Raw genomic sequence first — 26925 nt, 5'->3', positions numbered from 1 at the left:
TTCTCATATCGGGTTCACTGACAATCTCTATAAGGGGAACTCCTGCCCTGTTAAGATCTACATAACTCGAGGGGTTGTTTTCATCGTGGATAAGTTTTCCCGCATCCTCCTCCATATGAATTCTTGTAACACCTATCCTCTTTTTTTCGCCATTCGTCTCTACGTCTACATATCCGTCTTCTGCAAGCGGATAGGCATACTGGGAAATCTGGTATCCCTTGGGGAGGTCGGGATAAAAATAGTTCTTCCTGGCAAAACTGTTTTCCCCGTTGATACGGCAGTGGATCGCCAGGGCCATCCTTATTGTATATTCCACCACCTTTCTGTTCATGACCGGAAGAACCCCGGGCATACCGATACATATCGGGCAGGTGTGACTGTTGGGAGCCGCCCCGAATTTGGTGGAACAACCGCAAAATATCTTCGTGTTGGTGAGGAGCTGGGCATGAACTTCGAGCCCTATAACAACTTCGTATCCCATTATATTTCCGGTCTCCTGATTTCTATTTTCGAATGTTTCTCGTAAGCAGAGGCCGCCTGAATCAATTTTCCTTCTTCAAAATGGCCGGCCAGAAGCTGAAGCCCTATTGGAAGACCACTTTTCGTATAACCACAGGGGACAGAAATCCCGGGAATTCCGGCAAGGTTGGCTGATAACGTAAATATATCAGAAAGATACATTTGCAGAGGATCATCCGTCTTCTCCCCGATTTTGAAAGCCGGGGCAGGAACTGTGGGGGTAAGAACAACATCGCATTTTCGGAATGCCTCCTCAAAATCCCTCTTGATCAACGTCCTCACCTGAGACGCCTTTTTGTAATAGGCATCGTAGTAGCCGGAGGAAAGGGCGTAAGTGCCGATCATTATTCTCCTTTTTACCTCTGCACCAAAGCCTTCAGAACGGGTTTTTTTGTACATCTCCAAAAGGCCATCCCCCTCTTTGAACTCTGACCGTAAACCGTATCTCACCCCGTCGTAGCGCGCAAGGTTTGAACTAGCCTCTGCAGGGGCAACAACATAATAAACGGCAACGCAATATTCCGAATGGGGCAGGGAAACCTCTATGCATTGTGCCCCGAGTTTCTCCATGACCCCCATCGCGCCCTTGACGGCATCAGACACCTCGGGATCAATCCCCTCAATAAAATATTCCTTTGGTATCCCGATAGTCCAGCCATCTATTCCCTTTGCAATATATTTCCTGTAATCGGGAACTTCCATCGGAACAGACGTGGAATCCATCGGGTCATACCCGGCGATCACGTTCATCAATATGGCACAGTCTTCAACATCCTTCGTGAAGGGGCCAATCTGATCAAGCGACGATGCGAAAGCTATCAGCCCGAAACGTGAGACTCTCCCGTAAGTCGGCTTAAACCCGACCACACCGCACATCGCAGCCGGCTGCCTGATAGATCCCCCGGTATCGGAACCGAGAGAGGCAATACATTCATCGGCGGCAACGGCGGCAGCGGAACCACCGCTGGAACCTCCCGGTATCCTCTCGAGATCCCAGGGATTTCTGGTGATACCGAAGTAAGAGGTCTCTGTCGACGAACCCATGGCAAATTCATCCATATTAGTCTTGCCAATAAATATGGCGCCGGCTTCCCTCAACTTCTTTACCACCGTAGAATCATAGGGAGGGATATAGTTGTGAAGTATTTTTGATCCACAGGTCGTCCTCACACCTTTAGTACACATAATATCCTTCACCGCGATGGGTATTCCGGTGAGGACTTTTATGTTTCCCTTTTTTATCTCTTCATCGGCTTCTTCTGCTTCCTTCAGTGCCGAATCACTAAGGAGTGTAATATAAGAATTAACCTTATCCTCAACTGCATCTATCCTGTTACAAGCTGACTCAACTATAGCGGAAGAGGTAGTCTTCCCCGCTTTTATCATCTCCTGTAATTCATGAATTGTTAACCGGTTTAATTCCACATCATCTCCTGTTAGATTGAGTTCCGAGTTCCGAGTTCAAAGTTCAAAGTTTCAAGTTCGACTCTGAACCCAGAACTCTGAACTCAAAACTCTTAACCCAGAACCCAGATATTCCTATTCTATAACCTTCGGCACCCTGAAGCAGCTCTCCTTTTCATCGGGGGCATTGGTCAGTGCAAGGTCACGGCCAAGAGATTCCTTAACCACATCATCCCTGAAGGCATTGTTCAAAGAGATCGCATGTGTCGTTGGCTGAATGTCAGGGGTGTCGACCTTATTTAACCTATCAATGTACATCAGTATGTCATTGAGCTGAGATGTAAATTTTTCCTGCTCCACCTCGTTAAAATGAAGTCTTGCCAGATGTGCCACATGGCCCACCTCTTCCTTCGTTATCATAAACCCTCCAATTTTAAATTTCGAGTTTTGCCGTCGTTCGTGTAGTGCTAAGCCTGTCCCCGACCATCCCCAACTTTGATCGGGGATCGGGGAGACCTTACAGTACTGCGTAAAATCAATTTGGGAATGTGAAGCTCCCTGCCCACAGGGCGGGACTTCCCGGTAAGGAATATGTTTGTTTTCTATTGCGCCCCCTGCTCCGCCTACAAGGCGGGACATGCGGGATGCGCTTCCGGTCATTGTAGTGTGCAGCCCTTCAGGGCTGTCATTTAATCGGCAGGGCTAAAACCCTATGCTACAGTTATTTGTTAAATATCAGAACACCGGCCAAAACGGCTTGATCTGCCCAATAACCGTTTCAATAACCGTGTCTATTGAGCTGCTGGCATCCCCTGCTGTTTTTGCCAGCTCCTCCTCGGTTACACAAGTTTCTCCGCACATCTCATTAAGCACCACCCTTGCCGATTCAGCAATGCCGGCGATATGATAACCACCTTCAAGAATTACAACAAATTTTCCACCACAGCAACGATCGGCAATATCCATAAGGACCCGTGTCATCTCACCGAAACCACCAGGAGAAACCTTCATTCCACCCAGGGGATCCTTGTAATAGATGTCAAATCCAGCCGAAAGCATGACTATATCAGGATTAAACTCAATGGCGACCGGCTGAAGAATCTGTCTGAAAATCTTTAGATATTCACTGTCCCCCGGCCCACTTCTTAGTGGAACATTTATTGTGTATCCCTCTCCTTTTCCATTACCTATCTCCTGAACACCACCCGTACCAGGATAGAATGGGTATTGGTGTGTCGAGAAATACAAAATTCGAGGATCATCATAGAAGGAGTGCTGTGTACCGTTTCCATGGTGCAGATCCCAGTCAATAATGAGCACCTTCTCCATATTGTGATTCTTTATCGCATGCAAAGCACCGATGGCAACATTGTTAAATATACAGAAACCGGCTGCTCTGTTCGCCTCCGCATGGTGCCCCGGAGGCCTTACAAAGGCAAAGGCGTTGTCCACTTCTCCCTTAACAACACTGTCTATGGCATTACACATCCCCCCTACAGCCAACTTTGCTACATCGTATGATTCCGGTGATGTAGATGTATCTGGATCAAGTGACGTATGAGCCTTACCGGCTGTACTGGCAACCAAGTCTATATAAGAAGACTGATGGATCATCCCTATTTCTTCATGAGTAGCATGGCGAGGTTCTATTTCGATAAATTTCCCTTTCATATCCGGAGCCTCGATCATTTCGTACATTCCTTCCAGTCTTTCAGGCGATTCCGGATGATAAGAACCAGTCTCATGTCTTAGGTATTTATAATCTTTCACAATTCCTGTTTTTAAAGACATCTGTCACCTCCATATTTCTTAACGTAAAGTAGATGGATACTGTTTGAGGTTTCTACCACACAACACTGTAAAAATCAAAAAGTTTTAGAAACAACCAGGTGTTGTAAAAACCATTGACAAACATTCAAAACCATATATATTCCTTAACTCAAAGTTCCGAGTTCAAGGTTTTGAGTTCTGAGTTCAAATCGAGGCACGAAACTCAGAACTTTGAACTTTGAACTTTGAACTCGAAACTCGAAACTCGAAACTCAATAACAGAGGATAGTATCATGTTCGGTATTGGCATGCCTGAGCTTATAGTCATTCTCGTTGTGGCATTAATCATTATAGGTCCGAAAAAACTGCCCGATATTGCTAAAGCTCTGGGGAAAGGCTTGTCCGAATTCCGAAGGGCCACAAACGATGTTAAAGAAACTTTGAATGTAGATGAAATCAAGGATGAAATAGATGATATAAAGGATTCACTTGTACACGGTAAAAATGACGAAAAACCACTCTCATCCGAAAAAGACAACAAAGAGAGGCACAAAGACACATAGTTACAAAGGCACAAAGTGACATTAAATTTCTTGTTTTTTCTTTGTGCCTCTGTGCCTTTGTTACTTTGTGCCTCTCTCTTTACATGCAAATTTAAACTAAAGTCTTTACCTGTGGGTAAAGGAATCCCTCCCAGTACCCGTATGGAATATTATAAATGGACAATACTACAGAAGAAAAACAGCCTGTCACTTCCCATCTGGAAGAGCTGAGAAAAAGACTCATATACAGTTTCATCGCGGTAGGTGTCTCTTTTCTAATATGCTTTACCTTTAAGGAATGGCTCTTCAAGATTCTTACTTTGCCTCTTATTGCCACACTCCCCGAAAACAGTTCCATGATATTTACGAGTCTCCCTGAGGCATTCTTTACGTATCTTAAGGTATCCTTCTTCGGAGGATTATTTCTCGCCAGCCCATTTGTCCTGTATCAGATATGGAAATTTATATCTCCGGGACTTTACGTCTCAGAGAAAAAATACGCTTTCCCGTTTGTCCTTTTCTCCACCATCTTCTTTGTTGGGGGATCTCTCTTTGCATATTTTGTTGTTTTCCCTTTCGGGTTTAAATTCTTTGTCGGTTTTGCTACGGATTTTATCAAACCGATGCTTACCTTAAAGGAATTCCTCTCATTTTCGTGTAAGCTTCTCCTCGCATTCGGCATCATCTTCGAACTCCCCATCTTCATGTTTTTCATGGCCCGGATAGGCCTCGTAAACTCCAGAACATTGTCCGCCAAGAGAAAATATGCCATACTAATTGCCTTCATTGTTGCCGCAGTGCTTACCCCTCCTGATATTGTCACCCAGATAATGATGGCCATCCCGGTAATGCTGCTGTACGAAATAAGCATCTGGGTCGTAAAATTGTCAGAAAAAAAGGAGGCCAAGAACAAAGTATAATGGCCGGAGAAAAACTCTCTCTCAAAAGTATAAAAAAGGGGAGCGATGGCAAAAAGGGTTTTATTTCCAGGAAAACTCTTCGGGGAATATTATTCCTTTTAATCATCCTTGCTCTGGCTGGAAGCGGATTTTTATATGTCGCAATAAGAGACTTGCCGAGCATCGCCTCTCTCAAGGATTACAGACCAAGTATAATCACCAGGGTTTATTCCGACGATGATAAACTGATAGACGAATTCTACCTGGAGGATAGAAAGGTTATCTCTATAACACAGACTCCCAAAGTCGTTATTCAGGCCTTTGTTGCTGCGGAAGATGCGCGATTTTTCCAGCACGAGGGCATAGATCTACATGGTATAATTAGGGCTTTTTTCAGAAATGTAGAAGCCGGAAAAATCGTGCAGGGCGGAAGCACAATAACACAGCAAGTCGCTAAATCACTCTTCCTCTCCCCTAAAAAAAGTTATATTAGAAAATTCAAAGAGGCAATTTTAGCATACAGAATAGACAAATATCTTAAAAAGTATGAAATTTTGAATCTCTACCTTAACCACATCTATCTGGGACATGGCACATACGGAATAGAGGCCGCATCGCAAAGATATTTCAGAAAAAGTGCACGGGATCTCACCCTTTCTGAAGCAGCTCTTTTAGCCGGTCTCCCCAAGGCGCCCAGCAGGTATTCTCCTTTCTACCACCCCAAGAGAGCACTCCAGCGGCAGGCCTACGTCCTGAGTAGAATGGCCGAAGCAGAATATATCACTGAAGAAGAAAAGGAGCAGGCACTGAAAGCCCCCTTAGAACTCAAACAATCGAAACAAGAGGAGAAGATAGCACCCTACTTTACCGAAAATATCCGCCGGTACATTCAGACCAAGTACGGAAGCAATGTTCTTTATCGAGAAGGGCTTGAGGTCTACACTACTCTGAATATAGAGATGCAAAAGGCCGCCCGGACAGCGGTGGACAGGGGCTTACGGGAATTAGACAAGCGACAGGGATACAGAGGTCCTCTACAGAGAATACCGATGGAGGAATTTGATTCCTTCCTGAGCAAAATGGATGAAAAGGCAGAAAAAGACCGCATCATAAAGGCTCTCGTAGTAGGTATTGACAGCAAGCAAAAGATTGTACGATTAAGGGTCGGCGAATATAACGGCTCCATGGCCTTAAAGTACATGTCCTGGGCAAGGATACCGGATCCGGATGTGGCTTCAGGCAGCGTCAACATCAGAAATCCTGCGGATGTCCTCAATGTCGGTGACTTAGTGGAAGCAAGAGTTATCGAAATATCAGAAACCGAAGAACCTCACTTGAAACTGGCCTTGGAACAGGAGCCCATCGTGCAGGGATCACTTCTCTGTATGGATGTGAAAACAGGAGAAATAAAGGCCATGGTAGGAGGAAGGAACTTCGATAAAAGTGAGTTCAATCGAGCGACTCAGTCAAAAAGGCAGCCTGGTTCTGCGTTTAAACCCTTTATCTATACAGCTGCCTTTGACAAAGGGTTGACACCTTCTACCACCATTATGGATTCTCCTATTATATTTAAAGACACACTAAAAGACAGCCTCTGGAAACCACAAAATTATGAAGAGAAATTTTATGGACCTACAACCTTGAGAACTGCTCTTGTTCATTCAAGAAACCTCGTAACGATAAAAACTCTCAAGGATATAGGAATAAATTACGCCGCAGACTATGCCGTCAATATGGGGATAAAATCCCCCCTTACAAGAGATCTCTCAATGGCCCTGGGAACCTCAGGAGTAACTCTTTTGGAAATGGTCAGTACATACGGTGTCTTAGCAAACCAGGGGGGAAAGGTAGAACCGTATTACATCAAAAAAATTGTTGATAGAACCGGTCATGTCTTTGAAGAAAACCAGCCCAAAACGGAACAAGTCATAGATCCCAGAATTACATGCATCACAACCAACATCCTTCAGGATGTAGTTCAAAACGGTACGGGATGGAGGGTGAAGGCCCTCAAACGGCCGGTCGCAGGCAAGACGGGAACAACGAACGACCTGAAGGATGCCTGGTTCATCGGATTTACGCCTTCCCTTGCATGCGGAGTATGGATCGGTTTTGACGAAGAGATCCCATTGGGAAAATATGAAACCGGTTCCAGAGCAGCAAGCCCTATCTGGCTCTATTTTATGAAAAAGATTCTTGAAGAGATGCCTGTTGAGTTCTTCCCTGTTCCTGAGGGAGTTATATTCGTCAGGATAGATCCCCAAACAGGCCTCCTGGCAAAACCTGATTCGAAAAAATCCGTTTTTACATGTTTCCTTGAGGGGACCGCCCCTACTGAATATGCACCAGAAGAGAGCACGCATGAGAAGGAAGAATTTTTTAAATACGACCTGGACACACAAAGTTGGAATGAAAAAAAATTGTCGGGACAATAAAAAATTAGATTGACAAGAGATTTTCTTTGTGTCAGATAATAAAATCGTTTTAAAGGAAAAGGAGATATACTAATGGTCCATCAGCTTTTGGCCGTAACAGTTACTGTAGTAAGTGTACTCGTAGTAGTAGTTACGGGGACCGCTGCTTGACTCTTGTAAAGTATTAAAAGGAAAAAAGCCGCGGACCCCACAAAGGTCCGCGGCTTTTTATGCAGAAAGCCGCAATTCTTGAGAAGTGCGGCTTTTTTATTAAGATAGGCAGGTATAAAATGGAAAAAACAGGAGCTGAAATAATCTTACAAACCCTAAAAGAAGAGGGAACCGAGGTAATCTTTGGATATCCAGGAGCAAATACCCTACCCATTCATGATCGTTTAATGGAGTCTCCTATCAAACATTACCTTATGAGGCACGAGCAGGCTGCTGCTCATGCTGCAGACGGCTATGCCAGAGCTACGGGCAAGGTTGGGGTTTGTCTTTCCACCTCGGGTCCAGGTGCCACCAACATGGTTACCGGTATAGCCACCGCCTATATGGATTCGACACCGTTGATCGCCCTCACCGGCCAGGTAACCACAAATCTTCTGGGAAGCGATGCCTTTCAGGAAACGGATATTATCGGCATTACCATGCCCATAACAAAACACAGCTTCTTGTTAAATGATGTAGAAGAAGTGGAGTCCACTTTAAAAGAGGCTTTTGAACTTGCAAGAAGCGGCAGGCCGGGACCGGTTCTCGTAGACATGCCGAGAGATGTCCTGACTGCAAGTTGCAAACTGGACAGCAAAAGCAATAACGGACAAAGATCAAAGAAGCAACATACCAGTCCCAAAGAAAAGCTTGAACAGATAAAGCAAATTGCCACGTATTTAAACAGGGCAGAAAGGCCGATCATCATAATCGGCGGCGGTGTGAAACTGGGCAAAGCCTGTACCCAACTGAGCGAGCTGATTAAAAAAGGTCGAATCCCCTTCGTAACAACCATGATGGGTATTGGATCCATCGATTCCTCAAACGGTTTCAACCTTGGCTTCATAGGAACACATGGTAACGAGTTGGCTAACAGCACCATCCACCACTCGGATTTTATCCTGGCAGTAGGAACCCGCTTCAGTGATCGGAGCACGTCGAACATAGAGGAATTTGCTCCCCTTGCTACCATTGCCCAGATTGACATTGATCCGACTTCAATCGGCAAAAATATAAAGGTGGATCTTCAGTTGATCAGCGATATTCGTGAAGCAATAACCGAAATGATTCCACTGGTAGAAAAAAAGGAAAGGCCTGAGTGGTTTCAAAGAATTAATAAAGAAAGAGAGCTGTCCGAAAAAAGAGGGTCCCGCGAAGGATGCGGCCCTGCCGGAAAACTTATCAGTATGATTCAGGACGTTATGCCGGAAAAAACGACTGCGGTCGCCGATGTGGGGTTAAATCAGATATGGACCGTTCGTTCCTGGCAACCTAAAACGCCCCGCGGCCTGATCACCTGCGGGGGGATGGGTACCATGGGATTCAGTGTCCCGGCGGCAATAGGTGCAAAAATAGGAGTCCAGAACCAGGAAGTGGTAGCATTTTCAGGAGATGGTGGTTTCTATATGAACATCCAGGAATTAGCAACAATAAGCTATTATAACCTTCCTGTAAAGATTGTTGTCTTCAATAATGGTAATCTTGGCATGATACGCCAGCTCCAGGATTTATTCTATGGCGCCCGGTTTAATGCCTGTGAACTCGGAAACAAAGTTGACATGGTAATGGTCGCCAAGGGATTCGGAATCGACGCCGGGAGGGTTTCGGTGAACGACCCTGAGTCCGGTATCGAAAAGATGCGTAAAACAGATGGACCTTATTTATTAGAGGTAATGGTAGATCCTGACACATATGTTTTTCCGCTTATACCGCCCGGTCTATCGAACATAGAGATGATATATAGAAGGTCAGATTAGTGGACCATTTAGATACAAAAACAAAAAGGGGAATCAAGAGATGAACGGTGAAGAACATCTAATATCAATGCTGGTTAATAATAAGCCTGGTGTACTATCACGTGTTGCCGGTGTATTCGGGAGACTCGGCTACAATATAGAGAGCCTCTGTGTGGCAGCAACAACCGATCCTGAAATTTCAAAAATCACCCTGGTTAGTAAATCGAATTCTGATTCCACCGAAAGAACGAAAAAGCAGTTGGAGAAACTGGTTGATGTTGTCGAGGTCACCGAGCTGGGTCAAATACAGTCTGTACAGAGAGAATTGATATTGATCGGAATAAAACTACAGCAGGAACACAGAGCTGAAATAGCGCGAGCGGTTGATATATTTGGGTGTAAGATTATCTCGATGAAATCTGATTACTATATTCTTGAAGTCGTCGATAATAAAGAAAAAATAGAGACGGTTCTCAATTATTTTGCACCATTGGGTATCGAAGAAATTGCCAGAACAGGAGTAATCGCTTTGCAGAAGGATAAATAGCGTGGCATAGAATAATATCAAAATTCCAAATATGATGGTCTCGTAAAAAGTCCAAATCTTGTCACTCCCGCGCAGGCGGGAGTCTATAACACCTTACAATAACTGGATTCCCGCCTACGCGGGAATGACAGAGAGGAACGAAATCCGACTTTTTACAAACTTGCCAAATATTTCTCTTGACAATATGATTTTTTTTGTGAGATAGATAACGGACTATTTTTAGGATTGATATAAAAGATGAAAAAGATCGAAGGTGCCATTACCAATATTAAAAGTGCCGTTATAATTATAGGCATAATTATACCCTTCTATATGGAGACTGGGTGATGGTTTGATCTTTTCATGATACTTTATTTAAAAAAACCGTTGCCAGCTCTGGTAACGGTTTTTTAATATCCTAAACCCAAAGGAGATATTCAGATGAAGTTAAAAGGACCTCAAATTTTCACAAAGACCTTGCGTGAAGAAGGAGTAGAAATAATCTTCGGGTTCCCTGGTGGCGCTGTCCTCGACATTTACGACCAGATCTATAAAGAAAATTTTCCTCATATACTGGTCCGTCACGAACAGGGTGCGGCGCATGCAGCAGATGGCTATGCCAGATCATCAGGTAAAGTGGGCGTTTGTCTCGTTACTTCCGGACCGGGAGCCACAAATACGGTAACCGGTATCGCCACAGCTTATATGGACTCCGTACCTATGGTTATATTTACCGGACAGGTTACGTCACCAACCATCGGTACCGATGCATTCCAGGAGGCCGACATCACGGGAATTACAAGACCCTGTACAAAGCATAATTTCCTGGTTAGAAATATTGAAGATCTGGCAAAAACGATCAAAGAAGCATTTTACATCGCCAGGTCAGGACGTCCTGGGCCAGTGCTGGTAGATCTTCCCAAAGACATCATGCAGTCCGAAACAGAATATAAGGAATCTAATTCTTTAAAATTAAGTTTCACCGAACCTAAATATCTTCCTGACGCTAAACAGCTTCAACAGGCCCTGGAACTTATAAAGAAAGCTAAGAGGCCCCTTCTGCTGGTAGGAGGTGGAATTATACTTGGAAGAGCAACTAATGAACTGAAAGAATTCGCTGAAAAAACCAAAATTCCTGTCACCGCAACTTTGATGGGTCTTGGCGCTTTTCCCGGAACTCATCCTCTATGGCTCGGTATGCCGGGTATGCACGGCACCTATTATGCGAACATGGCAATATGTAACTGTGATCTTATGATAACTATCGGAACTCGCTTCTCTGACCGTGTTACGGGGAAAACTTCCACATTTGCATCAAATGCAAAGATTATTCATATTGATATAGATGCCGCTTCAATCAATAAAAATGTCCTCGCAGACATACCGATTATAAGTGACGCCAAATCCGCACTACAGGAGATGAACCAGTCGTTAGACCAAGACCATTTTGCCGTCAACGAGGAAGAAAACAAAAAATGGCTTGATCAGATAGCAGAATGGAAAGCGTATGCACCCTTAACCTCCTACTCTGAAGGTGACAAAATCAAGCCTCAGAAAGTCATTGAAACACTGTATAAGCTCACTAAGGGAGAGGCCATCATAGCAACCGAAGTAGGACAAAACCAGATGTGGTCAGCTCTGTATTACCATTTCGATTACCCTAATACCTTTCTCTCTTCGGGAGGACTCGGTACCATGGGTTATGGTTTCCCCGCTGCCATAGGCGCGCAGGTTGCATTCCCTGATAAAACGGTCGTTGATATCGCCGGGGACGGAAGCATACAGATGAACATTCAGGAACTGGCTACTGCCGTAAACTATAAACTTCCCGTTAAGATTGTAATTCTGAATAACGGGTACCTCGGCATGGTACGCCAGTGGCAGGAACTGTTCTATGAAAAGCGATATTCCCACAGTGATATAAGTCAGATTCCGGACTTTGTGAAACTGGCAGAAGCTTATGGAGCTGTCGGTTTGAGAGCCACGAAACCGGAAGAAGTAGAACCCACGCTAAAAAAAGGCTTGAATATTCCGAATACAGTCGTAATGGATTTCCATGTTGAGCGGGAAGAAGGTGTCTTCCCCATGGTAAAACCAGGCACCTCCCTGAGCGAAACGAAACTGAAAAAAGAAGAATTGTCATAATACAAGAAAGGAAAATGATGCCATGGAGAGGAAGGATCAGACAATTACATTTCTGGTTAATAACAAACCGGATGTTCTTGCAAGGATTGCAGGAGTATTTAGCGCACGGAGCTTTAATATAGAGAGCATCAGTGCAAACATAACGATGAATCCCGAAATTACGAAAATTATTATTGTAACAAGAGGTGATACGGCAACAGTCACAAAAATCAAAAACCAGACAAAAAAACTGGTTGATATCCTTGAGGTTTCTCATTTAAAAGAAAAATCGTCTCTTCAAAGAGAAATGATACTGGTTAAAGTGAAACTAACGAATGAGAACAGAGGCAAGGTAATGGAGATCATAAAAGACTATAATTGCAGGTTAATCACCCTGGAAGCGAATCATTGTGTCCTAGAAGCAACAGGAAATAAAAACGAAGTCAAGAATATCTTGAAACGACTTGAACGACTTGGTATAGAAGATCTGAGCAGATCAGGAATCTTAGCACTATAAAAACAAAGGAGTGATAACATGGCAACGATTGATTTTGGTGGTAGCATAGAAGAAGTAGTTACTTCAGAAGAGTTTTCCCTGGAAAAAGCAAGGGATGTCTTGGCGAATGAAACAATTGCCGTCCTTGGATATGGCGTTCAAGGTCCTGCACAGGCCCTGAATATGAAAGATAACGGCATAAATGTCATTGTGGGACAGTGGGAACAAGACAAAGTATTCTGGGACAAAGCGATAAATGACGGTTTTAAACCGGGAGAGACCCTTTTTTCTCTGGAAGAAGCAGCAGAAAGAGGAACTATTGTCGCAATGTTGATTTCCGATGCAGCACAGATGGCTGTGTGGCCGAAGATCAAGGGCCTTTTAAAAGAAGGCGATGCCCTCTATTTTTCTCACGGTTTTTCCATCGTATACAAAGATCAGACGAAAGTTATTCCTCAGGACAATATTGACGTAATTATGGTGGCTCCCAAAGGTTCCGGGACCACAGTAAGGTCTAATTTCCTTGAGGGTAGCGGGATAAATTCCAGTTATGCTATTCATCAAGATTATACCGGAAGAGCCGAAGAGAGAACTCTGGCTATGGGAATAGCTGTAGGGTCAGGATATCTCTTTCCGACAACCTTTGAAAAAGAGGTACACAGCGACTTGACCGGTGAGCGAGGCGTACTGATGGGATGTCTGGCAGGTATCATGGAAGCCCAGTATAATTTATTAAGAAAACACGGTCATAGTCCGAGTGAAGCATTTAATGAAACAGTTGAAGAACTTACCCAGAGCCTGATACGCCTGGTAGGCGAAAATGGGATGGACTGGATGTATGCCAACTGCAGTACCACGGCACAGCGTGGAGCACTTGACTGGAAACCGAAGTTCAGGGATGCCGTAGCTCCTGTCTTTGACGAACTTTACGATAGGGTGGTTTCCGGTGAAGAAACAAGGGTAGTGCTCGAAGCAAACAGCAGACCCGATTACATGAAAGGGCTTCAAAAAGAACTGGGGGAGATACGGAATTCCGAAATGTGGAAAGCCGGGGCTGCAGTTCGTGCGCTCAGACCGGAAAAACGTAAAAAGTGACCTGCTATCGGCTAAAGCCGATAGTTCGAGGCACAAAGGCACATAGCTGCAAGGGCACAAAGTGATATTTCTTTTATCTTTTCTTTGTGCCTCTGTGCCTTTGCCACTTTGTGCCTCTACCATAACATACAAAATCAAACTAAAGCCTTCGCTTAAAGGCGAGGGCTTTTCTCTCACTCCCCGAATGGGACATCAAGGAGGAATCTATGAGAAGTGATCTGATCAAAAAAGGCATGGAAAGGGCACCGCATCGGTCTCTGTTCAAGGCTATGGGATATACTGATGAGGAACTCTCACGACCGCTGATCGGTATTGCCAACTCCGCCAATGAGATCGTGCCCGGTCATGTCCATCTCGACATGATTGTCGAAGCTGTAAAGGCGGGCATATACATGGCTGGGGGAACACCTGTAGAATTTTCCACAATTGGTGTATGTGACGGTATCGCCATGGGCCACACAGGAATGAAATATTCCCTTGCCAGCAGGGAGCTGATTGCCGATTCTGTTGAGATTATGGCGATGGCCCATCCCTTCGATGGTCTTGTAATGGTTCCCAACTGCGATAAGATTATACCCGGTATGCTGATGGCAGCACTCCGTTTGAATATCCCATCTATATTTGTAAGCGGAGGCCCTATGATGGCCGGCAACCTGGCAGGTAAAACGGTTGACCTGGTTAGCGTATTCGAGGGTGTAGGGAAAGTAAAATCAGGCAAGATGACCGAAACTGAATTAAAGGCACTGGAAGACTGTGCATGTCCCGGTTGTGGCTCATGTGCCGGAATGTTTACGGCGAATTCGATGAACTGCATTACAGAAGCGCTTGGTTTGGGTCTTCCCGGGAATGGTACGATCCCAGCCGTACAGGCCGCCCGCAGACGTCTCGCAAAGACCGCCGGGATGGAAATCATGAATCTTGTAAAAAAAGATATCAAACCGAGAGATATTGCAACGCTTGATGCCTTCAAAAATGCAATTGTAATGGATATGGCGCTCGGCTGTTCTACCAACACAGTTCTCCATATTCCTGCCATCGCTCACGAGGCGGGTATAAAGCTGGACATCGACCTGTTCAATGAAATCAGTGAGAAAACTCCCAACATCTGTTACCTAAGCCCCGCAGGTCCTCATCACCTTGAGGATCTTGACATGGCAGGTGGTATTCAGAGCGTCATGAAGGAGATAAGCAAAACAGGCGCCATCAATCTCGAATGTATGACGGTCACAGGAAAAACGGTGAAAGAAAACTTAGAAGGCGTTACAGTTATCGATTACGAAGTAATCCGATCCGTTGAAGACCCGTACGCAAAAGTCGGGGGAATTGCGATCCTCAGAGGCAACCTGGCTCCGGATGGATGCGTAGTCAAACAATCGGCCGTTGCACCGGACATGCTGGTAAACGAGGGTACCGCCCGCGTCTTTGATTCAGAAGAAGAAAGTATTAAAGCTATTCTCGATGGGGACATCCGGCCCGGAGATGTTGTCGTTATCCGCTACGAAGGGCCGAAAGGTGGCCCCGGAATGAGGGAGATGCTTTCCCCCACATCGGCAATTGTCGGCATGGGTCTCGATAAATCGGTGGCACTCATTACCGACGGTAGATTCAGCGGGGGCACACGGGGTGCTGCCATAGGGCATATCTCTCCGGAAGCGGCCGAGAGTGGTCCCATAGGCCTGGTAGAAGAAGGTGATATTATTGCGATAGATATCCCAAAGAAAAAGATTACCCTTAAAATAAGCCAGGAAGAAATAGATAAAAGAAAAAAGTCTTTTAAACCGAAACCACCAGCAATGAAGAGCGGGTATCTCGGCAGGTATGCCAAACTGGTCACATCAGCAAATACCGGGGCTATCTTTAAAGAATAGCGTAATGAAAAAACTCTTCCTCTTCGACTTTGACGGAGTTGTTGTCGACTCGTTAGAACTATATGAAAAAGCTGTTAATCTATGTCTGGAAAAAATCGGATGTCCACTGATAAGGAATCGTTCCGATTTTATGGCGCTTTTTGAGGAAAACTTTTACGACTCCATCCGCAAGAAGGGAGTTAATGTTGAAGAATTTATTAAAATGTCGGCGATTATCGCTCCGACATTGAATTATGACAAGGTTTTCCCACATTATAATCTGGCACCCGTCCTCGCAAAACTCAAGAAAGATAACTTTCTGCTAATTGTTTCATCCAACTCAAACTATGCCATAAATCTGATGCTCTCAAAGTACAAGTTTGACCATTATTTTCAAGATGTTATGGGATATGAACACACATTCAGCAAGAGCGAAAAGATTATCCAGTCGATGAATACGTTAAAGGTTGCAAAGGAAAAAACCTATTACATAGGAGATACAGCGGGGGATATCAAAGAAGGAAAAGAGGCCAGGGTTAAAACTGTCGCGGTGACATGGGGATGGCACTCAAGGGAGAAACTGAAATCAACCAGCCCGGATTATATTATTGATACTCCCGAGAAGCTCTTGCAAATTTAAAAATGCACCGTGCTCGTATTCCCAGCAGCAAGCTTTCGGAGTTTCGATAAATCAAAACTGCAAAGAATAAAAGGACTTGACAATCATTAAATTGTTTTATAACATATATCTATATTTTTGAAATGGGAAAGATTATGAAGTTCACAGACATTATTCGTCAAACAGCAATAGCAGCGGCAGCCAGGGCTAAAAAGCCCGTGGTTTGTGGTGAACTGTAACCATTGACAGCATAAAACTTCTCAGGCCATGGGCAAAACAGATTAAGATGCTGCCCATGGCCTTTTTGTATTTATCAAAGGCCTTGGACAGCAATTATTCAGGGCTTTTTTATATTATTCAGATTACTGACTTACAAACCCTTCGGGAGATATCAATTATGGAAACAACAGAAAACTCTATAAAATTATCTAACAGGATGAATCTCTTGCCCCCTTATCTCTTCGGCAAAATTAATAAGGTTAAACTGAAAAAAAGGAGAGCTGGGATAGATATCATAGATCTGGCCATGGGGAATCCCAGTGATCCAACTCCCCAGCCGGTCATAGACAAGCTGCGTGAAGCCGTCCAGGATCCACGAACCCACCGTTATTCAGTAGCGGCAGGCATATACAACTTCCGCAAAGAGCTCGCGAAATATTACGAAAAACATTATCAGGTCTCGCTAAACCCGAATAATGAAGTGTTATCTACAATAGGTTCAAAGGAAGGCGTTTCACATCTTTCCCTGGCACTGCTGGGTCCAGGGGATACAGCCATCGTTCCTGTCCCTGCCTTTCCAGTACATATTTACTCCGTTGTTATTGCCGGCGGAAACGTCATAAATGTTCCTATTGTAGAAGATGAAAAGTTTCTGAAAACAGTTGATTATTTATGCAAAACAACCCTGCCAAAACCCAAGGTACTTTTTCTCAATTACCCGCATAATCCTACCACAAAGACAGTGGAAATCGGATTTTTTGAGGAGATCGTCAAAATGGCAAAGAAAAACAATCTGATAGTTGTCCATGATTTTGCTTATGGCAGGATAACTTTTGATGGCTACAGGGCACCAAGCTTCCTCCAGGTGAAAGGGGCAAAAGATGTCGGAGTAGAATTTGGAACTATGTCTAAATCATATAATATGGCAGGTTGGAGGGTTGGCTACTGTGCTGGAAACCCAACCATCGTAGGTGCCCTGGAAAAAATAAAAGGTTACTATGATTACGGTTTGTTCCAGGCCATTCAGATTGCATCCATTATAGCCTTAAGGGATTGTGAAGACTTTATAGATACTCAAGTCTCTATCTATGAAGGGAGGCGCGATGTACTTTGCGATGGGCTCAATAATATTGGATGGAATGTAGAGAAACCAAAGGCCTCGATGTTTGTCTGGACACAGATACCCGAACAATTTAAAGAAATGGGCTCACTCAATTTCGCCATCAAGCTCATGGAGGAAGCGGAAGTCGCTGTTTCCCCCGGTATCGGTTTCGGAAAAGAGGGGGAAGGATACCTGCGAGTGGCTCTGGTTGAAAATGAAAACAGAATCAGACAGGCCATAAAGCAGATAAAACGGGTATTAAACGGGAAAAACAACAAAAAGGCTGTATAGAAAAGGACAGCAAAAGGGGACAGATTTATCTGTCCCCTTTTGCTTAATGTTATCTAATCCAATCATAATCCTTCCCTTGACATACAGGAAAGCGATAAATATATTATTGTCAAAAGATAAAGCATAATGCCTAAGAGCCCGTCCCTGTTTTCACAGAAGTAAACTCTGCAAAAGCAGTGGGAAACTTTTTATAAAGAAGTCAAATTGGTAAGGACTATGGAAGATCATATCATAAAGATATTTAAAGAAAGCAGCCAACTCAAAGAGGTCTTCATTAATGAAAACCTTGTTGGGATTGTAAAAGTTATTGAAGTTATAACAGAAGCTCTAAAGGAAGAAAACAAAATACTTCTCTTCGGAAATGGAGGAAGCGCTGCTGATGCTCAGCATCTGGCAGCAGAATTTGTAAACAGATTTGTGATAGAAAGACCTCCACTTCCGGCAATCGCTCTTAGTGCTGATACCTCTGTAATAACAAGTATTGGCAACGATTATGACTTTTCAGAAATTTTCGCCAAGCAGATCAGGGCAATAGGAAAACCCGGAGATGTAGCCTGGGGTATAAGCACCAGCGGCAACTCCGCTAATGTCGTAAAAGCCCTGGAGACTGCAAAAAAAATGAACCTGATTACAATCGGCTTTACAGGAAGAGATGGAGGCAATGTCCTTAAAATAGCCGATTATTGCTTGAATGTTTCTTCCAATAGTGTCCCTCGAATTCAAGAAGTTCATATTACAACAGGACACGTCATCTGCGAAATGGTGGACTACAAGTTGTTTCAAAGACCGGAGGGTGAATAGTGACGAATAAAAAAGAAAGAAAGAACCAAAGTGACACTAAAAAGAAGTTTGGGGAAAATAGCAAAAAGAAGGATATTAAACATAGAGAAAAAACAGAGCTTCAGAAAGAGCTTTCAGAAGAAGACACCTTAGATCTCCTGACGAAGCTTGAGGAAAAGGAAAAAGAAGCATCCGAAAATCATGATAAGTTTTTGCGCATAGCTGCAGAACTTGATAATTATAAGAAACGCATTGCAAAAGAACGAACTGACTTCATAAAGTACGGCAATGAAAGCATCGTCAAAGACATGCTGCCTATAATAGACAGCTTGGACAGGGCACTGGAACACGCAAGCAACTCGGAAGATTTTGGCGCATTTATAGAAGGTCTCAAGCTTGTCCAGGAACAATTCCTCGGCTGTCTGGAAAAACATGGTGTAGAAAGTATTCAATCAGTTGGAATGGATTTTGACCCTAATGTGCATGAGGCAATGTTGCAGGTAGAAAGCGAAAAGTATGGAGAAAACAAAATTGTGGAGGAATTTGAAAAAGGATATCTTTTGAACGGGAGATTGTTGAGACCTGCCAAGGTTTCCGTTTCGAAAAGTGTGAAAAAATAGAAGAATAATTTAGATCATAAATAGGAAATATTAAGGAGGTTTACTTTAAAATGGGAAAAATAATAGGCATTGATTTAGGAACAACCAATTCGTGTGTCGCCGTAATGGAAGGAGGAGATCCTGTTGTCATAGCCAATCAGGAGGGAAACAGGACAACACCTTCTACGGTTGCCTTTACCAACAGTGACGAGAGGCTGGTGGGACAAACCGCCAAAAGACAAGCGATAACCAATCCTGAAAATACCGTTTATGCCATAAAGAGACTCATTGGAAGAAAATTTTCCTCCCCAGAGGTTCAGCGTGACACAACTATCAGCCCCTTCAAGATTACCGAAGCTAAAAATGGAGATGCGCAGGTTACCATAAAGGGCAAAAATTATAGTACACCGGAAATATCTTCAATGATTCTGGTAAAGATGAAACAGACTGCCGAAGATTATCTCGGCGAAAAGGTTACCGACGCAGTAATCACTGTGCCCGCGTATTTTAACGATTCCCAGAGGCAGGCAACAAAGGATGCGGGGAAGATTGCCGGACTAAACGTTCTGAGGATTATCAATGAACCGACCGCCGCGTCTCTCGCTTACGGTCTTGACAAGAAAAAGGATGAAAAGATCGCAGTATTTGACCTTGGTGGAGGAACCTTTGACATATCCATCCTGGAGCTGGGTGATGGGGTTTTCGAAGTTAAAGCAACCAACGGGAATACGCACCTGGGAGGGGAAGACTTTGATCAGAAGTTAATGGATTACCTGGCAGATGAATTCAAGAAAGATCAGGGTATAGACCTGAGAAATGACAAAATGGCCTTACAAAGGATCAAGGAAGCGGCAGAAAAGGCGAAGATGGAACTTTCTACCTCGATGGAAACCGATGTTAACCTTCCTTTTGTTACCGCTGACGCATCAGGCCCCAAGCATATGAATATAAAACTTACCAGGGCTAAACTGGAAATGCTGGTTGATGACCTGGTAGCAAAAGTGGAAGCTCCCTGTAGAACTGCTCTCAAAGATGCCGGGCTTACAACAAAAGATATAGATGAGGTTGTCCTGGTTGGTGGCATGACCAGAATGCCGGCAGTTCAGCAGAAGGTTAAGCAGATATTCGGAAAAGAACCAAGTAAGGGAGTTAACCCTGATGAAGTCGTTGCGATAGGAGCTGCAATTCAGGCAGGGGTGTTAGCCGGTGACGTAAAAGATGTCTTGCTGTTAGACGTAACTCCTCTCTCTTTAGGGATAGAGACTTTAGGCAGCGTTATGACCAGGCTGATTGAAAAAAACACGACCATTCCCACAAAGAAAAGTCAGATATTTTCTACCGCCGCGGATAATCAGCCTGCCGTGAGCATCCATGTGCTCCAGGGAGAACGTTCCATGGCAGGAGACAACAGGACACTCGGAAGATTTGAACTGGTGGGTATTCCCCCGGCACCGAGAGGTCTTCCTCAAATAGATGTTACATTTGATATCGATGCCAACGGTATCGTTCATGTTTCCGCCAAGGATATGGGAACAGGAAAGGAACAGAGCATCAAGATCACCTCTTCGAGCGGTCTTTCTGAAGAAGAAATAGATAAATTAGTGAAAGAAGGCGAGGCGCATTCTGAGGAGGACAAAAAGAAGAAAGACTTAATCGAGGCCCGAAATCAGGCTGACTCAATGATTTACAGTGTTGAGAAAAATCTCAAAGAGTTTGGAGATAAGGCAGGGGCAGGGGAAAAGACAAAAATCGAAGAGGCCATTGCAAAAGTTAAGACGGCCATAGAGGGTGATGATATCAATGCCATAAAGGCTTCCCAGGAAGAGCTGACCCAGGTATCCCACAAGCTTGCTGAGGCCATGTATGCCAAGACAGCAGCAGGACAGGCAGGATCAGAAACAGACACAACCTCTGCTCCGGAAGAGGAAGGAAAAGGGGAATCCGAAAAGAAAGAGGATGATGTTGTAGATGCTGATTTTGAAGAGGTCAAGTAAAGGCAACTATCAGCGGTCAGCAATCAGTCATCAACTTTAAAAATGATATGCTCTGAAGTCATAATAATTGACCGGGGGCGCATCCCGCAAGGGGGCGCAATGAAAATAAACATATTGTTCGCAACAGCTCACTATCTCCGATTATTCGCCTTCGGCTCATGAATCTTCGATTTCCTTGCCGGGAAGCTCCTTGCCCGTAAGGGGGAACTTCCCTTACGGGCATTTTTATTTTAATTCGAATGTATGAAAAAATTTGCAACAGGAAAGATTACTTCAATGGTAACCCGTTTTCCTAAGATTACTGTTTTTTCGATTCAGCTCCTCTTAATTTGTGCCCTTGTTCTTACTTTCATTCTACCGGCCTTGTCTTCATCATATTCAACCAGTCAAAATCCGGAATGTAGCGTAACACTGCTTAAAAACAGAGATTACTTTCCTGCCATGATAAAGGCAATCCACGGCGCTGAAAAAGAAATCGTCATGTCCCTTTTTTTGTTCAAGACAAACGGTTACAGGAAAAATTATCCTGATAGACTCCTCAATAATCTGATTCGGGCAGCCGAAAGAGGAATTAAGGTAAAGATTCTCCTCGAAATAGGAAAAGATTCAAACTCACAGATAAACAAAAATAATATGGAAACGGCAAAAAGGTTGAAAAACGGAGGAATTGACGTTTATTTTGATTCCCTACATACTACAACCCATACAAAGGTGGTTGTAATTGATAGAAGGTATACCTTTTTGGGAAGCCATAATCTGACCAATTCTGCATTGAAATACAATAACGAACTCTCTATTTTCATAGATTCTACGAAGGTGGCCAGGGAGACGCTCAGTTATATTGATTCACTTTATAGATAGTTCAGAGTTCAGGGTTCAGGGTTTAAAGTTCAAATCGAAATCTGGAACTCGGAACTCGTAATGAGGAGAAAAACTTGATTTTAACAAGGTGGCTTAAAACATTAGTGGTCTGCTGTTTTGTCCTTATCCTGCTCTTAGCGGGGTGTGCCGGAATACCTTTAGTTGAAGAAGAAAAAATGTTGATGCCACCTGAAATTCCTAAAGAATTCCTCTTCACATTCAACAATGCTGAGAAGGCATTCAATGGAGGAATGTTAGATGAAGCACTGAGTCTCTATGGAGAAATTCTAAAACAGCATCCCCCGGAAGACTTGGCAGCATGGACTTATTTCAAGACAGGCGAGACATATATTATCAAGGGAGAATTTGAGGAAGCCGTTAAATTTTTTGATGCAATAGCTGAAAAATTCCCAAGAAATCCACTCTACAATGAGGCCCGCTATCAACTTGCTTTCTGTTACTCCAATCTGGGAAGGTATGATGTTTCCCTCAAAATAGCAGAGAATCTTCTGAAAGAGAAGGTTTCACCCTACCAAAAAGCTCGGATATTGACGCTTGTCGGTGACAACTTTGTCGGACTTGGAAAACCTTATGACGCCTTTGCATACTATATGAATGCTCTCAAGAAAAATCCCTCTCCAATTCTCACAGATGATATAAAAAAGAAGGTCATAGACGTTATTGATAAAAGGTCATCCATAGACGAACTTGAAAGTACATACCAATCCCAATGGTATGGATACCCCCGGGGATATATCCTCTTTGCCCTGGCCGAGGCCCATTATCAAAACAAGGATTTTAAAAACGCAAAGAAACACATCAATAAATTCCTCTTTTATCATGGAGAGAGCCACCCACGCTTCGAAAAAGCGACAAAGCTTCATCAGAGGCTAACAGAGATTGAAACTGTAGACCACCATGCCATAGGTTGTATTCTCCCTCTCACCGGAAGATATGCCCGCTATGGAAACAAAGCATTAGAAGCTATTATTCTCGCAACCGGAATATTCGACCCTGAGAAAAAAAGCCCGATAAAACTTATTATTGAAGATTCGAAAAGCGATCCAGTTACAGCTAAAGAGGCAGTGAGCAAATTAGTCAAACAGGATAATGTGATCGGCATTTTAGGTCCTCTCGGAAGTGCAACTGCTCTTGAGGCTGCCAGGGAAGCTCAAAAACTGAACGTTCCGATACTGACACTGACTCAGAGTGAGGGAATAACCAAACTTGGAGACTACATATTCCGGAATTTTCTGACCAGTCTCATGCAGGTAAGTACCCTTGTGAAGTACTCTATTCAAAACCTTGGGATAACCAGCTTTGCCATACTCTATCCAACAGATAACTATGGTATTGAAATGATGAACCTCTTCTGGAATGAGGTGCTGCGCTGGGGAGGGGAAATAAGGGGTGTGGAGTCATATGATAGCAACCAGACAGATTTCGGAAGAGAAATCAAAGCATTAACCGGCCTCAATTTTATTGAAAAGAAAAAAGAGGCAGAAGAGAAGCCAGAACCGATAATCGATTTCGATGCCCTTTTTATTCCCGATTCACATTCCAGGGCAAGGATGATAGTTCCCCAATTAGCTTTTTATGATGTAACAGGAATTCAAATACTCGGTACCAATAGCTGGAATTCCCCACAGCTCCTCGAAGGAGAAAGTAAATACCTTGACGGAGCGATTTTCGTCGACGGTTTCTTCCACGACAGTTTTTATCCTGATGTCAGAAATTTTATTGATAATTTTTATGTTACCTACGGCAGGGAACCTGATGATTTAGAAGCCCTGATCTACGATGCGGCCGGCATCATGGTAAATACCTTAAACAAAGCCGAGATAAGAGACGATCTGAGAATCAATCTTTTAAACTTAAAAGATTATCCCGGCATTACAGGAAAAACATCCTTTTCAGAAACGGGAGAAGTAGAAAAGTCGCTCTTCGTTCTCACGGTAAAAGGCAAAAAATTCGTTCAGATCAATTAGGGTTCCTGTTCGTAATACCTGTCAAGCAACTGGACAAGATTTAACGATTGAGCAGATATTCTATGTCGTTCTAATCCTTCCTTGAACTGTATTACACATCCCGGGCAGATGGAAGCGATACAGTCCGGCTCTAAATCTCGTATCGATTGTACCTTGAGATCAAAAATCTTTCTCGATTGTTCCGTATGCAAAAAAGTATACCCGCCTGCCCCGCCGCAGCACCCTTCCTCCAGTTCCACCATTTCTTTTACGATTTTCCTCAAAATCTCCCTCGGCTGCCTGGTAACTCCGGCCACAACCAGGTGGCATGAATCGTGATAGGCCACTTTTAGATTAAGCTTATCCTGCAGCCCAAGTTCAAGTTCCCGGGAATATTTCATCAAAAACTCACTGATATCATAAGAGATACCGGAGATAAACGCTGCCTTTTCACGATATTCCCCGTCATTTTCAAAAATACGGGCGTAGTCTTTCAGCCTTTCGGTACATGAACCGCAGGTGGATACGATTGCCTCAACCCCCCGGCTCTCAAAACTCTCCAAAATCCTGCGCGCATTATCGAGGGCCTCTTTTTCGTAACCGTAATAACTCATGGGAAGGCCGCAACACCCCTGACTGGGAATAAATACCTCAAAACGATTTTTCTGAAGTACCCGGATAGTGGCTTCCGCTACACCATCATCGACTATCATGCTTCCGCATCCGATGAACAGGGCGACTTTCATCTTCGGATTTTTCACCGGCTCTATCAATTTTTTAGCTCTTTCCACCAGGTCGTCTCTTCTCAGGTCAGGAAGGTACCTGTTTTTATCCCAACGTGACCACTTCAAAGAATCATTATAGATGAAAGGGATATACCTCATCAAAGACCGCACAAAGGGATTATCATAAAGCGGTTTTGTTTTTGCCATAATTTTGGCAACTCTCTTGAATTTCTCAAAGTTATAGGTCATAAGCCGGACAAGAAATCGAGTATTGGAAAAAGCACCGGGGTTCTTAGCTTTTTCCTGTTCCAGAAGAAGGCAAACATCTACTCCGCTGGGGCACCTGACAGTACACTTTTTACAACCCAAGCAGAGAGAAATCAGTTCATTAATTTTTTTTCTATCTTCCTGAACAGTATCCTCCCGATTTTTGAATCTAATCAACTGTAATAGAGGCCTGCCCCCTTCTTCCCCTCCTTCGATACGAAAAACGGGGCATACCTCTTTACAGTAACCACAATCGATACAGGAATGATCCTCCTCGCTTACATAATCTAAGGGATACTTCAGATCGTCAGTTACCCTTCGTTCACCAAAGATTACCCCCGGATTTAAGATTCCCCTGGAATCAAATATCTCCTTTACCTCACGCATATATCCGAAAACCTTTCCCCCCCACTCTTTTTCCAGATAATTGGTGCGAACTCGTCCTATCCCGTGTTCCGCTGTTATAGTACCCCGATATTTGAATACCGTTTCGTAGACCTCATCCATCAATTTGATAAGCAGCTTTTTCGATTCGTTATCATCGAGATTAATCAGGGGTCTCAGATGGAGATTACCATCGCCGGCATGTCCGTATATTCCAACAACCAGGTCATACTTTCGGAAAATTTTCTCAAGATCACCGATAACATCCGCCAGATTAGAAGCTTCAACCCCTATATCTTCCACAAAGGCTACCGGTTTCAGTTCTTTACTATAGGTTGACAAGATGGGAACCAGCGACTTTCTCGCTTCCCACAGTTGGGTCTGTTTCTCTTCGTTTTCCGTCTCCGAACGTATTTTCCGGCAGAGGCGATAGCCCTTCTTTTCAATCATCTTTTTTAGCTCATCTGTCTTCTTAAACCTCTCTTCTCCCTCAAATTCGACCAGAAGCATATGCACTTCCCCTCCGGGTATTCCAAGGCCGGGATATCGCTCCTTCACCAACCCCAGGGAAGTGACATTCATCAACTCAATTGCGGACGCCCCCATCTCCTTGATACGGGAAACAGCGTCTCCTGCCTCCTGGAGTTTTTTAAAGTAGATAAGACTGGTTGCTTTTCCCTGAACAATCTTTTTCACTTCCAACTTCAGCCGGGTAAAAACCCCTAATGTCCCTTCACTCCCTACCAGAAGATGAGAAACGATTTTACCGGACTCATGGTACTTAAAAAATGCACTTAGATTATAACCGCTTGCTGTCTTGATCCCTTTTTTCGCCTCAAATATTTCTTTTACCTTCCGATCTTTCCTTATCCTGTTTCCTAAATCGGTGATCTTTGCCCTTATCTCTTCGGGAATGGTCACCGGGTGGGAAGTGTCTGCGAGGACCCCGTCGGCGGTTACAAACTCCACCGCTTCAAGATAGTCATCCATGGAGCCATACTTTACCGACCGGGCACCGCTGGCCTTGTGGGCAATATTCCCCCCGATCATACATATCTCCCTGCTGGAAGGCTCTGGAGGCAGAAAAAGACCCTTTCCCTTGAGATAGAGGTTCAATCGGTCATAAATCACCCCCGGCTCCACGTCTACGAAAAATCTTCCCTCCTTCTCCTCCAGCCTTATTATCCGGTTCATATTCCGGGAAAAATCGAGGATGATCCCCTCGCCCAGACAGGATCCCACCAGATTCGTTCCCGCAGTCCGTGCGGTTATAGAAATTTTATACTCACGGGCTATTTTCACGACGGCAATTACATCCTCGGCATTCCGGGGACAAACAACAACCGATGGCCTTATCCGGTAGATACTGGCATCGTATGAATATTTTTCCCGGGAAACATTGTCGGAATAGACTTGACCTGTAATCTTTTTTTCTAAGGCCTTAATAATAGCTGCTCTTGAATCTCTGTTCATTTTTAAACCTTCTATTATTATCAACTCTCAGCCTGTCATTTCAGGCTTGAGTAGTCCACTGT

Annotated in this window: 21 protein-coding genes; 16 read left to right on the top strand and 5 right to left on the bottom strand. The window is 43.9% G+C overall.

All coding sequences use genetic code 11. The features are described 5' to 3' along the window. From Q7J27_12700 to Q7J27_12685, 4 genes are all read right to left on the bottom strand, one after another. Positions 1-481: Asp-tRNA(Asn)/Glu-tRNA(Gln) amidotransferase GatCAB subunit B (locus tag Q7J27_12700; GenBank protein ID MDO9529998.1), on the bottom strand; the 481-nt coding region annotated here is incomplete at its 3' end. Further along, the gene (gene gatA, locus Q7J27_12695; protein ID MDO9529997.1) at positions 481-1944 is read right to left on the bottom strand and encodes an Asp-tRNA(Asn)/Glu-tRNA(Gln) amidotransferase subunit GatA; all 1464 of its coding nucleotides are present in this window, start codon (positions 1942-1944) and stop codon (positions 481-483) included. The genes gatA and Q7J27_12700, both read right to left, overlap by 1 nt. 114 nt (positions 1945-2058) lie before the next feature. Continuing rightward, complete coding sequence (gene gatC, locus Q7J27_12690) at positions 2059-2343, bottom strand: Asp-tRNA(Asn)/Glu-tRNA(Gln) amidotransferase subunit GatC (GenBank protein ID MDO9529996.1); 285 nt, start codon at positions 2341-2343, stop codon at positions 2059-2061. A gap of 315 nt (positions 2344-2658) precedes the next feature. Continuing rightward, on the bottom strand, positions 2659-3714 hold the full coding sequence (locus Q7J27_12685) for a histone deacetylase (GenBank protein MDO9529995.1): 1056 nt from the start codon (positions 3712-3714) through the stop codon (positions 2659-2661). A 224-nt stretch (positions 3715-3938) separates the two neighbouring features. Here Q7J27_12685 and tatB point away from each other — a divergent pair, with 224 nt between their 5' ends. The 16 genes from tatB (at position 3939) to Q7J27_12605 (ending at position 24035) form a co-directional block, all read left to right on the top strand. Beyond that, entirely contained in the window at positions 3939-4256 is a 318-nt protein-coding gene (gene tatB / locus Q7J27_12680; GenBank protein ID MDO9529994.1) for a Sec-independent protein translocase protein TatB, read from the top strand. Between the two features lie 155 nt (positions 4257-4411). Then, positions 4412-5155 carry a twin-arginine translocase subunit TatC gene (gene tatC, locus Q7J27_12675; protein MDO9529993.1) on the top strand — a complete coding sequence of 248 codons (744 nt, stop codon included), beginning with the start codon at positions 4412-4414 and terminating at the stop codon, positions 5153-5155. Beyond that, positions 5155-7569 (top strand): PBP1A family penicillin-binding protein, encoded by a 2415-nt coding sequence (locus Q7J27_12670; GenBank protein MDO9529992.1) that lies wholly within the window; start codon positions 5155-5157, stop codon positions 7567-7569. The genes tatC and Q7J27_12670 overlap by 1 nt, the downstream gene beginning before the upstream one ends. Positions 7570-7778: 209 nt before the next feature. Continuing rightward, positions 7779-9515, top strand: a complete 1737-nt coding sequence (gene ilvB / locus Q7J27_12665) for a biosynthetic-type acetolactate synthase large subunit (GenBank protein ID MDO9529991.1) — start codon at positions 7779-7781, stop codon at positions 9513-9515. Between the two features lie 40 nt (positions 9516-9555). Continuing rightward, a complete protein-coding gene (ilvN, locus tag Q7J27_12660; protein ID MDO9529990.1) occupies positions 9556-10041 on the top strand; it encodes an acetolactate synthase small subunit in 486 nt (161 codons plus the stop codon). 420 nt (positions 10042-10461) lie between these two features. Then, positions 10462-12165 (top strand): biosynthetic-type acetolactate synthase large subunit, encoded by a 1704-nt coding sequence (gene ilvB / locus Q7J27_12655; protein ID MDO9529989.1) that lies wholly within the window; start codon positions 10462-10464, stop codon positions 12163-12165. Positions 12166-12187: 22 nt separating this feature from the next. After that, positions 12188-12661 carry an acetolactate synthase small subunit gene (gene ilvN / locus Q7J27_12650; protein ID MDO9529988.1) on the top strand — a complete coding sequence of 158 codons (474 nt, stop codon included), beginning with the start codon at positions 12188-12190 and terminating at the stop codon, positions 12659-12661. Between the two features lie 18 nt (positions 12662-12679). Further along, positions 12680-13735 carry a ketol-acid reductoisomerase gene (gene ilvC / locus Q7J27_12645; GenBank protein MDO9529987.1) on the top strand — a complete coding sequence of 352 codons (1056 nt, stop codon included), beginning with the start codon at positions 12680-12682 and terminating at the stop codon, positions 13733-13735. A gap of 206 nt (positions 13736-13941) precedes the next feature. Further along, a complete protein-coding gene (gene ilvD / locus Q7J27_12640; protein ID MDO9529986.1) occupies positions 13942-15603 on the top strand; it encodes a dihydroxy-acid dehydratase in 1662 nt (553 codons plus the stop codon). A gap of 4 nt (positions 15604-15607) precedes the next feature. Next, the gene (locus Q7J27_12635; GenBank protein ID MDO9529985.1) at positions 15608-16222 is read left to right on the top strand and encodes an HAD family hydrolase; all 615 of its coding nucleotides are present in this window, start codon (positions 15608-15610) and stop codon (positions 16220-16222) included. Between the two features lie 376 nt (positions 16223-16598). Beyond that, positions 16599-17813, top strand: coding sequence for an aminotransferase class I/II-fold pyridoxal phosphate-dependent enzyme (locus Q7J27_12630; GenBank protein ID MDO9529984.1), 1215 nt, complete (start codon positions 16599-16601; stop codon positions 17811-17813). Positions 17814-18029: 216 nt separating this feature from the next. Then, positions 18030-18614, top strand: a complete 585-nt coding sequence (locus tag Q7J27_12625) for a D-sedoheptulose 7-phosphate isomerase (GenBank protein MDO9529983.1) — start codon at positions 18030-18032, stop codon at positions 18612-18614. After that, positions 18614-19213, top strand: a complete 600-nt coding sequence (grpE, locus tag Q7J27_12620) for a nucleotide exchange factor GrpE (protein ID MDO9529982.1) — start codon at positions 18614-18616, stop codon at positions 19211-19213. The genes Q7J27_12625 and grpE overlap by 1 nt, the downstream gene beginning before the upstream one ends. Before the next feature lie 50 nt (positions 19214-19263). Next, positions 19264-21186, top strand: a complete 1923-nt coding sequence (dnaK, locus tag Q7J27_12615; GenBank protein MDO9529981.1) for a molecular chaperone DnaK — start codon at positions 19264-19266, stop codon at positions 21184-21186. Positions 21187-21429: 243 nt separating this feature from the next. Continuing rightward, positions 21430-22047 (top strand): phospholipase D-like domain-containing protein, encoded by a 618-nt coding sequence (locus tag Q7J27_12610; protein ID MDO9529980.1) that lies wholly within the window; start codon positions 21430-21432, stop codon positions 22045-22047. Positions 22048-22121: 74 nt separating this feature from the next. Beyond that, positions 22122-24035 (top strand): penicillin-binding protein activator, encoded by a 1914-nt coding sequence (locus Q7J27_12605; GenBank protein ID MDO9529979.1) that lies wholly within the window; start codon positions 22122-22124, stop codon positions 24033-24035. Here Q7J27_12605 and Q7J27_12600 read toward each other — a convergent pair. Further along, entirely contained in the window at positions 24032-26863 is a 2832-nt protein-coding gene (locus Q7J27_12600; protein ID MDO9529978.1) for an FAD-binding and (Fe-S)-binding domain-containing protein, read from the bottom strand. The two genes, Q7J27_12605 and Q7J27_12600, sit on opposite strands and share 4 nt — an antisense overlap. Positions 26864-26925 lie beyond the last annotated feature (62 nt).

It is taken from the genome of Syntrophales bacterium (genome assembly GCA_030655775.1).
Lineage (GTDB): Bacteria > Desulfobacterota > Syntrophia > Syntrophales > JADFWA01 > JAUSPI01.
Note: the sequence above shows the minus strand (reverse complement) of the source record. Positions and strands in the feature narration are given on the sequence as shown.